The sequence below is a fragment of the Moraxella sp. FZFQ2102 genome, from assembly GCF_024137865.1.
Lineage (GTDB): Bacteria > Pseudomonadota > Gammaproteobacteria > Pseudomonadales > Moraxellaceae > Moraxella.
The window spans coordinates 2,003,577-2,016,419 of the sequence record NZ_CP099960.1 but is presented as its reverse complement, the minus strand read 5'-3'; the positions used below and the strand labels follow the sequence as shown (position 1 = coordinate 2,016,419).

Here is a 12,843-nt window from a genome sequence, read left to right as displayed (position 1 = left end):
ATGAATTAAATTTAATTAAAATAGATTAAAAATCATCACCAACCAACTGCACCGACCACTGCGCCTGCTCTGTATCGAAATGCAGCACGCCATCGATACTCTGCGGCTTATCATCAGCAGATAATGGCTTGATGACGATACAGCCTTCATTTTGTAGCGTTTTGATTTGCTCATTTAGGTCGGCTTTTTGTGCAGCGCTTGCCGCTTGCAAATCATTAAAATCCACCACAATCACGGTGTCTTCTTGTAGCTCGACAAATTCAAGCAAGCGGTTTAGATCCATACTAAAGCCTGTCGCCGCGCGATCTTGACCATCAGCAGATACGCCCTTGAAGCGACCGCCGCGCACCAGAGCTTGAGTCTGTGCGGTTTGGCTGTGGTTCAAATAGACATTGAACACCACGCCTGTGTGATAGTGATAGCCTGACAATTCGGTAACATCAAGGCTAATACCCATGCCAAGCATGCGAATGTGCGCGATCAATGCGACGATTTCATGGGTCGCAGCGACGATGGTGGTATCGGCATTCGCCTGGGCTGATAATTTACCCAATAAATTGGCAGCATTTGGCACGCCATCTTGTGCAAGGGTATGCTTGGCAAGCACGACAAAGTCATTTGCACCTGCCGGATTGGCAAGCTCATCGCCTAAGGCTTGACAAAATACCGCAAGCTCAGGCATGGCTTTTTTATGATAAATCGCCATCAGCTCATCGACTTTTGCCGCTGGCACGCCATGAATCTGGCACAGCTGACGGAAAATCGCCACATGACCGACATCGACATGCAAGCTTTCGCGCGCAAGCCCAATCTCATCCATCAATGCCGCGAACAAATCCAACAGCGAAATCTCTGCATCAATGGTATCAACGCCGAAAATCTCCGCGCCCATTTGTAGCGGCGTACGCAGACCAAACAGCCCAGTTGGCAAGGTTTTCACCACCTGACCGACATAGCAATAACGGCTAATGCCATGCCCATATTTACTATCGATACGCAGAATCTGCGGCGTAATGTCTGCACGCAAGCCCATCAAGCGACCGTTTAGCTGATCGATGAATTTGAAAGTTTGACGCTTAAGATCTTCATCAGCATTACCAAGCAGGCTCTCAGTATATTCGATTAGGGGCGGTGAAACCAAGCGATAGCCGTGCGCCGTCAGGACAAACAGCAAGGCATCGCGCAGACTTTCTTGTTTTTGCGCATCCTTGAACAAGACATCCGCCACCCCATCAGGCAACAGCCAATTTTGGTGAATCCGCTTGGTGGCAAGTTGGTCAGTATCGGTGCAATTGTGTGGCACAACAAACCCCTGTTAGGCAAACAAAAGGCGGTTAAATGAACATTCACTTAACCTACAAAAAGAATAAATACAATGCGGTGAAAAAATTGGAAGCGCAGCCAAAGCGACTGGCGAATAAGAATTTTTTCCTATCTAGTGTACCACACAAACCAATCCTTGCAAGTGTAAATTGCAAAAAATTTCTGTTTTTTTGTCCATTACCATCATTAATGGATAATTTTAATAAAATTAAGTGATAAATTTAAACAATAAAACCATAAAACCTGGCTAAATTCTTGCTTAAATTCTTGAAAAATAGATGAAATTTTACCAATTTATTGCTATAATTACTCATTTTGGCAGTTGCAAGAAATTTCATTGGCTATATTTGATGGCATTTGGGTTTTTGGCGACATCTTTTTGGTAAACTTTGGGGGAATTTGTGATGACTTTAAAAAACGACACAGACTTAAGCACCACCCCAAGCCGACAGCCAAACTCCCAGTCCGCACAAGATGCAGCCGATTTGCACCAAGATGTATCAGCAGATGCGCCGCAAACTTTGCCGCAAGATGACAAGCCCGATCAAGCCGATTTGTTCGATGATGAGCTGATTGATGACGATGCCAAGCGTGATGATGATTATCTGGATGAAGCAGAATCGCGTGAAGAAGCTGAGTCAAAATCTGCCGAAACCTTTCATGACACGCACGACAGCTATATCTATGGCGACTCTGATGCCACGCTCGAAGACACCATCGAGACGATGACTGTCTATGATCCTGATGCCGATCGTTTTGAAGACATTGAGCAATCAGGGGATAACGAAACCATCATCTGCTACTCATATTCTCGCAAAACAGGCGCACCGATTGAGCCTTTGGCGATCGAAGATGTCAGCCGCGCATTGACTAACAACAACCAGTTTATTTGGCTTGGGCTATATGACCCAAGTCTTGAGACCGTCAAAGAAGTGCAAGATGCCTTTGATCTGCATGAACTTGCGCTAGAAGATGCATTTGCCGATCATCAGCGCCCAAAAGTCGAAAGCTATGGCAATGATACGATTTTCGTCGTCGTGCGTACCGCCAAGCTTGAAGACAATCAAATCCGCTATGGTACGACCGCGATTTTTATGGGTAAAAACTTTATCATCAGCGTGCGTCGTGGTGCATCGAACTCATACAGCCCTGTGCGTGAGCATTGCCATCGCCGTCCTGAGAAACTGCGTCTTGGCCCGATTTTTGTACTGCACGCCATCATGGACTTCATCGTCGATAACTACTTGCCGATTACTGACCGCTTGGGCAACTACTTGCGTGAACAAGAACGTAATATTTTCTCGCACGAATTTAGCAAATCAACACTCAAAAGTCTGTACGAATTAAAATCACAACTTGTCCATATGCGTGCGGTGATTTTACCTGTGCAAGATGTGTGTAATTTCTTTATCAACCACAAAAAAAATGAGCTGGTTGCTGCCTTCCCTGCCGCTGCCAAGCCGTATTTTCGCGACGTCAACGACCACCTGCTTCGCTCGATCGATGCGGTCAATGGACTCAACGAAATGCTGTCTGTGGCGATGGATACCTATATGGCGATGGTGACCATGGGGCAGAACGATGTCGTACGTAAGCTGGCTGCTTGGGCAGGTATTGCTGCGGTACCGACGGCAGTGGCAGGCATCTATGGGATGAACTTTGATTTTATGCCTGAATTACACTACAAATACGGCTATTTTATCGTGCTGGGTGCAGTGATTGCTGTGTGTTTGTATTTATATTCTAAATTTAGAAAAGCTGGCTGGTTATAATTTATTATAATTATTAATGATTTCATCAGATTTTCTTATTTTTTCTGATAGTATTGGTGAAATCATCAAGCTTAGGTTAAGATGACAGCATCATATGAATGCTGTCTTTTTGTTTTGATTGCAAGAATTATTTAAATTAATCAACGATATAAAGGTGAACTATGGCTGAAGCAGGCATGGCAGGCGAGCTGATCAAAGTCGTTACCCTGCTTGGGGCGGCAGTGATTGCTGTACCGATTTTTCGCAAAATTGGCTTAGGCTCTGTACTTGGGTATCTGGCAGGCGGTCTGTTGATTGGCCCGTTTGGCTTGGGGATATTTACCGATCCGCAGACCATCATTCATGTGGCGGAGCTTGGCGTGGTGATGTTCTTATTCATCATTGGGCTTGAGATGCAGCCAGCACATCTATGGGGTCTGCGTCGGCAGATTTTTGGGCTAGGTTCGCTACAAGTACTGGGTGCAACTGCTTTGATGACCGCGGTGATTATGCTGCTTGGTGCATCATGGCAAGTGGCGTTCATCGGTGCGGCAGGATTTGTGCTGACTTCGACAGCCATTGTCATGTCAAGTCTTGGTGAGAATAATGAGCTTGGCACTGCCAAAGGTCAAAGCATGGTGTCGATTTTGCTGTTTGAAGATTTGCTTATCGTGCCACTGCTTGCCATTGTTGCCTTTCTTGCGCCTGTGGTACAGACGAGCGATACCCCTGCTTGGCAGTCGATTTTGATCGCGATTGGTTCGCTGCTGGCGCTGTTTTTCGCTGGTCGCGTACTGATTAATCCACTGTTTAAAATCCTAGCCAAGACTGGCGTACGCGAGATCATGACTGCGGCTGCCTTGCTTGTGGTGCTTGGCTCTGCTCTATTGATGGAACTTGGCGGACTGTCGATGGCGATGGGTGCGTTCGTCGCTGGTGTGTTATTATCCGAATCCAGCTTTCGCCATCAGCTAGAAGCGGACATTGAGCCGTTTCGTGGTTTGCTCTTAGGTCTATTTTTCTTAGGTGTCGGCATGGCGCTAGATTTATCAGTTGTCGCGGATAACTGGCAGCTGATCAGCCTTGGCGTGCTGGCACTGATGGCGACCAAAGGCGTGTGGATTTATCTGGTGGCGCGCATGACCAAATCCGATCATGCTATAGCACTTGAGCGTGCGGTGATGATGGCACAAGGCGGTGAATTTGCGTTTGTGCTATTCTCGGCAGCTGCTGCTCAGTCGGTGATCGATGCCACCACGCACGCCAACTTAACCGCAATCGTGGTGATGTCCATGGTGCTGACGCCGCTGTTTTTGGTCATTCATGGTAAGTTTGCCAAAACTGCCGATCGCACCACTGCTCGTGAAAATGATTTTATCGATGAAGAAAATCCCATCATCATCCTTGGGCATGGTCGCTATGGGCAGGTGGTCAATGGCGTGCTGACTGCGTGCGGCTATCACACGACCTTGATCGACTCAGATGCCGACCATGTCGATGGCTTGGCAAATCTTGGCATTAAGACTTATTTTGGTGATGCGACACGCTTTGATTTGCTTGAGATGGCGGGCATTGCCAAGGCAAAACTTGCGATGATCACCATCGATGATCCCCAAAAATCACTTAGCATTGTCAAGCACCTGCGCCATGATTTTCCAGATTTGCCCATCGTGGCGCGTGCTTATGATCGCATTCATGCTTATCAGCTGCACCGCGCTGGTGCAAATGCGGTCATTCGTGAGACCTTTGACTCAGCGGTGCGCAGTGCCAAGACGGGGCTTGAGCTGCTTGGCATGGACAGCGACACTGCCGAGCGTATCGCGCATTTATACCATCATCGCGATCGTGATGGTGTGGCAAAAGCGGCAGAATCGTATGATCCTGACATCAGTCGCTACAAAAACACGCATATGATCAGCCTATTGACCGAGCATCGCGCCAACACCAAAGTAATGATTGATAAGCTGATGCGCGGTGAAGAGATCGAATGGCAGCCTAAGCGTGGGACTTATTTGCCTTAAATGCCTTAAGCTTCATTAATTATTTTACAAATTTGATCAATAAAAAAATACCGACAAGCATTAAACCTGTCGGTATTTTTTATTTGTGCGGATATTATGCGTGCAAATCTTGCAGCTTATACACATCAAATGGCAGTTTCACTTGATATGCCATACATACCGCTTGTGCTGCGCTCATGGTGGTGACATAGAACACCTTGGCTTGCAAGGCACTGCGACGGATCAAGAATGAATCTTCTTGCGCTTGCTTACCTTCAGTGGTATTGATCACCAAATGCACTTCGTCATTTTTGATCATATCGACGATGTGTGGACGGCCTTCATTGACTTTATTGATGCGCTCGCACTCGATGCCTGCATCAGCCAATACTTGCTGCGTGCCAGCAGTCGCCACAAGCTTAAAGCCATAACCGACAAGCTGCTTACCAAGCTCGGTCAGATGCTTCTTATCGCTATCGCGTACTGACAAGAAGGCTTTTTTGACTTCACCTGATACCGGTAAGCCTGGTAGGCGTTCGTTTGAGCCGATGACAGCTTTGTAGAAAGCTTCACCAAAGGTCTTGCCCACACCCATCACTTCACCTGTTGATTTCATCTCTGGGCTTAGGATTGGATCCACACCTGGGAACTTAGCAAATGGGAATACCGCTTCTTTGACCGAATAATGCGTCGGAATGATCTCACTGGTAAAACCCTGCTCTTCCAAGCTCTTGCCTGCCATACAACGGGCAGCGACTTTGGCAAGTGATGTGCCGATACATTTTGAGACAAATGGCACTGTACGGCTCGCGCGTGGGTTCACTTCTAGGATATACACAGTGTTATCTTTGACCGCATATTGCACATTCATCAGACCGACCACACCCAGCTCTTTTGCCATCGCAATGGTCTGCTCACGGATCTGATCTTGGATGTCATTGCTCAATGAATACGGTGGCAAGCTACACGCTGAGTCGCCTGAGTGCACGCCTGCTTGTTCGATGTGCTGCATGATACCACCGATGACGACGGTTTTGCCATCAGACACACAATCCACATCCACTTCGATGGCATCATCCAAGAAGCGATCTAGTAGTACTGGCGCTTCGTTCGATGCTTGCACCGCTTCACGCAAGTAGCGCTTAAGCTCATCTTCGTTATACACGATTTCCATCGCACGGCCACCCAATACATACGATGGACGGACAACAAGCGGATAGCCGACAGATTGTGCCTTGACGATACCTTCTTCGCTACTGGTTGCTAGTGCGTTTGGTGGCTGATTTAGGTTCAGCTGATGTAGCATACGCTGGAAGCGTTCACGGTCTTCGGCACGGTCGATGGCATCAGGGCTGGTACCGATGATTGGCGCACCTGCTTCTTCTAATGCACGAGCAAGTTTCAATGGCGTTTGACCACCATACTGCACAATGACGCCTTTTGGTTTTTCGGTGCGGATAATTTCAAGCACATCTTCAAGCGTCACAGGCTCAAAGTACAAGCGATCTGATGTGTCATAGTCAGTTGAGACAGTCTCTGGGTTACAGTTCACCATGATGGTCTCATAGCCATCTTCACGCATGGCAAGTGCTGCGTGCACACAGCAGTAGTCAAATTCAATACCTTGACCGATACGGTTTGGACCACCGCCGATGACCATGATTTTATCTTTATCGCTTGGGCGAGCTTCACACTCATCGTCATAGCTTGAGTACATATAAGCGGTTGAAGTCTCAAACTCGGCCGCACAGGTATCGACACGCTTATACACTGGATATACGCCAAGATCCCAGCGCTGTTTACGCAGTTGTTTTTGGCTGATGCCCATTAAGTTTGCGATGCGAAGATCACTCATACCCTTGCGTTTAAAGGCACGCAGATTATCGGCATTTAGGCCGCCAAAGCCCAGCGATTTGATGTCGCTTTCGGTCTTGACGATGTCTTCGATTTGTACCAAGAACCAAGGATCGATTTTGGTGTATTGATATACCGCATCCAAATCAAAGCCATGACGGAACGCTTCAGCGATATAGAAGATACGATCAGGCGTCGGGATGGATAGCTTGTTTTTGATTTCGCTGTTGATGGCGTCTGCTGATTTGCCTTCAAGCTCGATAATTTCATCAAAGCCTGTTGCACCAGTTTCTAGACCACGCAAGGCTTTTTGCATAGATTCTTGGAAATTACGGCCAATCGCCATCACTTCACCCACTGACTTCATCTGTGTAGTCAGCACATTTTCCGCTTGTGGGAATTTTTCGAAGTTAAAGCGTGGAATCTTGGTGACGACATAATCAATCGATGGCTCAAAGCTCGCTGGCGTCTTGCCACCGGTGATGTCATTTTTTAGCTCATCTAGGGTATAGCCCACTGCCAATTTGGCAGCGATTTTGGCAATTGGGAAACCTGTTGCCTTAGATGCCAATGCTGATGAACGACTGACTCGTGGATTCATCTCAATCACGACCATGCGGCCATTGGCAGGGTTGATACCAAACTGCACATTTGAGCCGCCCGTTTCAACGCCAATTTCACGCAAGACGGCAATCGATGCATTACGCATCAGCTGATATTCTTTGTCCGTCAAGGTTTGTGCTGGGGCAACGGTGATTGAGTCGCCAGTATGCACGCCCATTGGGTCGAAATTTTCGATTGAGCAGACGATGATGCAGTTGTCGTTCTTGTCACGCACCACTTCCATCTCGTACTCTTTCCAGCCGATCAAGCTTTCGTCAATCAACAGCTGATGCGTTGGTGATAGGTCAAAGCCACGCTCACAAATTTCAATAAATTCATCGCGGTTATAAGCAATACCACCACCTGAGCCACCCATGGTAAATGAAGGACGGATAATCACAGGGAAGCCGAAGCGCGCTTGAATCTCAAGTGCTTCTTCCATCGTCTCAGCGATATCAGCGCGTGGACATTCCAGACCGATTTTTTTCATCGCCTTATCAAACAGCTCACGGTCTTCGGCTTTTTCGATGGCGTCTTTGGTCGCACCAATCAGCTCACAGCCGTATTTGGCAAGCACACCATGCTTATCCAAATCCAGTGCACAGTTAAGCGCAGTCTGACCACCCATCGTCGGCAGGATAGCATCTGGACGCTCTTTGGCGATGATGCCTTCGACCGTCTGCCAAGTAATTGGCTCAATGTAAGTCGCATCTGCCATCACAGGGTCTGTCATGATGGTTGCAGGGTTTGAGTTCACCAAGATGACTCGATAGCCTTCTTCTTTTAGGGCTTTACAGGCTTGTGCGCCTGAGTAGTCAAACTCACACGCTTGACCGATAACAATCGGGCCTGCCCCGATGATTAGGATACTTTTAATATCATTGCGTTTTGGCATAATCTCTTACTCGTCAATTCTCTGTTTTTTATAACTATCTTTGCTGATTACCGCATTGTTTGATATATAATAAATTATGAGCCTTACTTCTTAAACTCACTCATCTGCTTAATAAATTGATCAAACAACACCGCACAATCATGTGGGCCTGGGCTAGCTTCTGGATGTCCTTGGAAGCTAAATGCAGGACGATTGGTCAGCTCGATGCCCTGGTTCGAGCCATCAAACAATGAACGATGTGTCACACGCACATTGGCAGGTAGGCTTGATTCATCGACCGCAAAACCATGGTTTTGGCTCGTGATCATCACAGTACCATCTAGGATATTTTGGACCGGATGGTTCGCTCCGTGATGACCAAACTTCATCTTCAAGGTCTTCGCCCCACTTGCCAATGCCAATAGCTGATGACCTAGGCAGATACCAAACACTGGGATGGCGGTCTCATTAATAATATGACGAATCGCATCGATGGCATAAGTACATGGCTCAGGATCACCAGGACCATTTGACAAGAAAATACCATCTGGATTATGTTTTAGCACTTCAGCCACAGGCGTGGTTGCAGGTACGACAGTGACATGACAGCCACGATCGACAAGCATACGTAAGATGTTGGTTTTGACACCAAAGTCATAAGCCACGATATTAAAGCGATGCTCGATATCTTCGCCAAGCTTACGGAAGCGGCCGCCAGTCTCGGTTATCTTGGCATTGCGACCATCATTGGCAAGCTCCCATGAGCCTTCAGTCCAGATGTAGCCATCTTGATCGCAGCAGACCTTGGCAAGGTCTTGACCTTTCATCGATGGTGCTGATTTGGCAAGCTCAATTGCACGAGCTTCATCGATATTGCCATCGCTATCAGCTGTCATGATGCAGCCATTTTGAGCACCTGTGGTGCGTAGTAATGTGGTCAGCTTACGAGTGTCAATGTCAGCGATTGCCACGACATTATTGGCAATCAGATAATCTGACAGCGAGCCTGTGGCACGAAAGTTTGAGTGCAATAGCGGCAAGTCACGAATAATCAACCCTGTCGCCCACACCTTATGGATGCGACCTGATTCACGATCTTCATCGTTACAGCCTGTGTTACCGATGTGCGGATAAGTCAAGGTGACCATTTGCCCTGCATAGCTTGGGTCAGTCAGAATTTCTTGATAGCCTGTCATTGCTGTGTTAAAAACCACTTCGCCGACAGTTTCACCTGTGGCACCGATGCTTACGCCACGGAAGATTGTTCCGTCCGCCAGTGCTAAGATTGCTTTTACTTTTGCCATCACCCGCTCCGATTAATGCTTATTACTACTAGATATCTGCCATAAGGCATTGATTTTTAAGAATTTTCCCAAAAAATAGCCCGCAAAAAAGCGAGCAAACTAAAGAAAAATAAATAACTTAAATTGCATATAAGGCAAGATTTAAGCTACTCTTTTTCATGTTCACTCGCTTTGATATAGATTTTGCACATTATACAAAAAACTTTACAAAAATACCAGTGATTTTTGACAAATTTATCAAATTTCCATACTCATATCATTATCCACTTCACATAAAAAAATACCCACCATCAAGGCGGGTATTGTCAGCATTTAGACATTTTGACTAAGATGCTGGATTTCTGCGATTGTATTGTACAGAGTTAAAGATCGACAGTGCAATAAATGCCACACCAATCAGACCTGTCACAATCTCAGGAACGTGGAATTTGGTCGATAGCAGCATAATAATCGCCAATGCACCGATGGCGTAATGCGCACCATGCTCAAGATACACAAATTCGCTCAGCGTGCCTTTATCCACCAAATAAATGGTCATCGAACGCACAAACATCGCACCAATTGCTAGACCAATCATGATGATAATCACATCGTTGGTGATGGCAAATGCACCAATCACACCGTCAAAACTAAACGACGCATCCAGCACTTCTAGATATAGAAAACCTGCCACACCACCTTTTAGGATGGTTGGTGATACACCTGCGGTATTGGTGATGACATTGCCTTTGGCATCATAAACCACTTCGTCAGGATCACTCTCACCTTCAAGCAGTGCCGAGAGTACGCTGACACCCAGATACACCAAGATACCCCAGATACCTGCCACAAGTACTACGCCCTGCTTGGCTTCATCGACCCAAGTCATCGAAATCATCAGCACAACCAACGCCACAAACACGCTCATTGCATCGACTTTACTAAAGCGGACAAGGCGCGCTTCTAGCCAGCGGAACCAATGGATATCTTTGTCGCCGAACATGAATTTTAGGAAAACCAGCAATAGGAACATACCACCAAATGCCGAAATCTCAGCATGATGCGCGTTCAAATGCTCTGCATATTTGGTTGGGTTAGTCAATGCCAAATTCACCACTTCCATCATGCCAAGATTAGCAGTGACGGCAACGATGACGATTGGGAATACCAAACGCATACCAAATACCGCAATGATCATACCGATGGTCAAGAAGATTTTTTTCCAAAAATCGCTCCAGCCCTTGAGAATGGATGCATTCACCACCGCATTATCGAATGACAATGACACTTCCATGATCGCCAAAATCGCGGTCACACCCAGTGCCAAAAACATCGCCGAAATACCGCCGTGGCTATAACCCCACCACGCTGCAATAGCAAAGCAAACAACGGTAAAAATAATATCAAATAAAAAATGTCGCATAAGTGCCCATATATCAAGGATTTGCGCTCATTGATTGCGCTTGACAATCATAAGCTTTTTTACATTCATAATGTATGTTTTTGACACAACAAAAAGCCAAAACCATCACGGTCTTAGCGCATAAGTCAAACTTCAAGAAAATAAGTAATTTTTCTTAAAACATCATTTACAAACTAATCTGTATATTATATCCAGTGCTTTGCGACTTTGCAACGCTGAAAATGTAGTATTTACAATTTTTCTATACAAAATTACACCCATCAATTTATGCATAATTAAGATGTGTTTATCAGAGATAATTTACCAATGAATAACAATTTTATCCACAATCCACATTGTCAAGCCAAACAAAAACCGCTAGACTAATACAAAACCCTGCCCGATTTGGGCTTTTTGGTCAATTTTTTTTGGAAATTGTATGAAAAAATTCGCTTTTTGTATTTTGGTTGCTGCCCTTGGCGCAAGCAGCCAAGTACAAGCCGCTAACGAACCTACCAGCCAACTGGCAGCAAAAGGCGGTCGTTATACTTTTGGCATCTTCCAAGAGTCTGCCAATACCCTACACCCACAGCCGACCAATGTAATCTCACGCTCAAATCCCACCTACCGTGCGTGTTGGAGCGTGATCGCTGATACACCTGTTTTTGGCAGCAAAGTCAATGCCAAAGAAGTCTTCACATCGCCAGCAGGCAGCAGCTTCACCGATGGCAAATCAATCGTCCAAAGCTCAATCGACGGCACTAAGCACACCGTGAGCAACATGGCAGACAGCATTGCGCAGTCATCGGTACAACGCTGCTGGAAGTTCGATAACAACGACCCTATCGGCACTTATACGCTGACTGTCGAAGTTGATGGCGTTCCAACCCCTGTGCAGACCTTTGAAGTTGCACCATAATTAGTTTGATAAATTATTGATTTTATTGAGCTTTTTATGCTTACAAATTAAGTCGGGCTATAATGGTCTGACTTTTTTTGATTTTTTTACAAAAAACACTTGCCAAATAAAATTTTTGCGCTATAATAGCCGACATTGAAACGCACTACACTATCTTGATGATAGCTTGATAGACAATAGTTTCAAAGATAACTTGGGGTCGTGGCGGAATTGGTAGACGCACTGGATTTAGGTTCCAGCGCCGCGAGGTGTGAGAGTTCGAGTCTCTCCGACCCCACCATATTTAAGAAACTCACAGCTTTTGCTTGTGAGTTTTTTGTGCTTTTTTTAAAAATAGTTTGGCAAAAACCCTTTAAGAAACACCCAAAGACCGATATAATAAGACATCTATTGTTGTTAAGCGTTTTATATGAACCAAAAACCTAGCTACGCCCAAGACATGAAGGGCAAAACAGGCATTCGCCGCATCATCAAAGCAGCAGGTTATTCGATTGATGGCTTTAAGGCGGCCTTTAAAAGCGAAGCTGCCTTTCGCCAAGTAAGCCTACTGAACATCTTATTAGTCATCGTTATTTTCGCCCTGCCCTTTACACTCGCCATCAAGATGATTTTGCTGTTAGTCAGTGCTTTATCCATCATTGTTGAGCTATTTAACACTGGGCTTGAAGCGGCGATTGATCGCATTTCGGATGAATTTCACCCATTATCAAAAGTCGCCAAAGATGTCGGCTCGGCCGCGCAGATGGTGATTTTGACCTTGCAATTTGTCCTATGGCTGATGGCATTGTATCAGCTATATTTCACTTAACATATTGTATTTTATAATTTATCAAT

9 protein-coding genes and 1 tRNA gene are annotated in these 12,843 nt (G+C 45.9%); 6 read left to right on the top strand and 4 right to left on the bottom strand.

The annotated features are described in order from the left end of the window. Positions 1 to 25: 25 nt before the first annotated feature. Positions 26 to 1,303, bottom strand: a complete 1,278-nt coding sequence (locus tag NGM44_RS09485; RefSeq protein WP_253223417.1) for an ATP phosphoribosyltransferase regulatory subunit — start codon at positions 1,301 to 1,303, stop codon at positions 26 to 28. 35 nt (positions 1,304 to 1,338) lie between these two features. Here NGM44_RS09485 and NGM44_RS09480 point away from each other — a divergent pair, with 35 nt between their 5' ends. From NGM44_RS09480 to NGM44_RS09470, 3 genes are all read left to right on the top strand, one after another. After that, positions 1,339 to 1,539 carry a hypothetical protein gene (locus NGM44_RS09480; protein WP_253223416.1) on the top strand — a complete coding sequence of 67 codons (201 nt, stop codon included), beginning with the start codon at positions 1,339 to 1,341 and terminating at the stop codon, positions 1,537 to 1,539. Positions 1,540 to 1,727: 188 nt separating this feature from the next. Then, entirely contained in the window at positions 1,728 to 3,095 is a 1,368-nt protein-coding gene (gene corA, locus NGM44_RS09475) for a magnesium/cobalt transporter CorA (protein ID WP_371923494.1), read from the top strand. 161 nt (positions 3,096 to 3,256) lie between these two features. Continuing rightward, positions 3,257 to 5,095, top strand: a complete 1,839-nt coding sequence (locus NGM44_RS09470; protein WP_253223415.1) for a monovalent cation:proton antiporter-2 (CPA2) family protein — start codon at positions 3,257 to 3,259, stop codon at positions 5,093 to 5,095. 94 nt (positions 5,096 to 5,189) lie between these two features. Here the strand turns inward: NGM44_RS09470 and carB are convergent, their stop codons facing one another. The 3 genes from carB to NGM44_RS09455 all read right to left on the bottom strand — a co-directional run bounded on the left by carB (position 5,190) and on the right by NGM44_RS09455 (position 11,111). Then, a complete protein-coding gene (gene carB, locus NGM44_RS09465; RefSeq protein ID WP_253223414.1) occupies positions 5,190 to 8,426 on the bottom strand; it encodes a carbamoyl-phosphate synthase large subunit in 3,237 nt (1,078 codons plus the stop codon). Between the two features lie 83 nt (positions 8,427 to 8,509). Then, positions 8,510 to 9,709 (bottom strand): glutamine-hydrolyzing carbamoyl-phosphate synthase small subunit, encoded by a 1,200-nt coding sequence (carA, locus tag NGM44_RS09460; RefSeq protein ID WP_253223413.1) that lies wholly within the window; start codon positions 9,707 to 9,709, stop codon positions 8,510 to 8,512. A 325-nt stretch (positions 9,710 to 10,034) separates the two neighbouring features. Beyond that, entirely contained in the window at positions 10,035 to 11,111 is a 1,077-nt protein-coding gene (locus NGM44_RS09455) for a DUF475 domain-containing protein (protein ID WP_253223412.1), read from the bottom strand. Positions 11,112 to 11,529: 418 nt separating this feature from the next. Here NGM44_RS09455 and NGM44_RS09450 point away from each other — a divergent pair, with 418 nt between their 5' ends. The 3 genes from NGM44_RS09450 (at position 11,530) to NGM44_RS09440 (ending at position 12,817) form a co-directional block, all read left to right on the top strand. Continuing rightward, positions 11,530 to 12,009, top strand: coding sequence for a hypothetical protein (locus tag NGM44_RS09450; protein WP_253223411.1), 480 nt, complete (start codon positions 11,530 to 11,532; stop codon positions 12,007 to 12,009). Between the two features lie 195 nt (positions 12,010 to 12,204). Continuing rightward, positions 12,205 to 12,289: transfer RNA gene (locus tag NGM44_RS09445), tRNA-Leu, on the top strand. A 129-nt stretch (positions 12,290 to 12,418) separates the two neighbouring features. After that, positions 12,419 to 12,817: a diacylglycerol kinase gene (locus NGM44_RS09440; RefSeq protein ID WP_253223410.1), complete on the top strand. Its 399-nt coding sequence runs from the start codon at positions 12,419 to 12,421 to the stop codon at positions 12,815 to 12,817. Positions 12,818 to 12,843: the final 26 nt, after the last annotated feature.

Excerpts from the sequence above, each read along its gene's own strand:
- NGM44_RS09480 (WP_253223416.1), top strand. The coding sequence starts at position 1,339 with ATGAACATTCACTTAACCTACAAAAAGAATAAATACAATGCGGTGAAA.
- corA (WP_371923494.1), top strand. The coding sequence starts at position 1,728 with ATGACTTTAAAAAACGACACAGACTTAAGCACCACCCCAAGCCGACAG.
- NGM44_RS09470 (WP_253223415.1), top strand. The coding sequence starts at position 3,257 with ATGGCTGAAGCAGGCATGGCAGGCGAGCTGATCAAAGTCGTTACCCTG.
- carB (WP_253223414.1), bottom strand. The coding sequence starts at position 8,426 with ATGCCAAAACGCAATGATATTAAAAGTATCCTAATCATCGGGGCAGGC.
- carA (WP_253223413.1), bottom strand. The coding sequence starts at position 9,709 with ATGGCAAAAGTAAAAGCAATCTTAGCACTGGCGGACGGAACAATCTTC.
- NGM44_RS09455 (WP_253223412.1), bottom strand. The coding sequence starts at position 11,111 with ATGCGACATTTTTTATTTGATATTATTTTTACCGTTGTTTGCTTTGCT.
- NGM44_RS09450 (WP_253223411.1), top strand. The coding sequence starts at position 11,530 with ATGAAAAAATTCGCTTTTTGTATTTTGGTTGCTGCCCTTGGCGCAAGC.
- NGM44_RS09440 (WP_253223410.1), top strand. The coding sequence starts at position 12,419 with ATGAACCAAAAACCTAGCTACGCCCAAGACATGAAGGGCAAAACAGGC.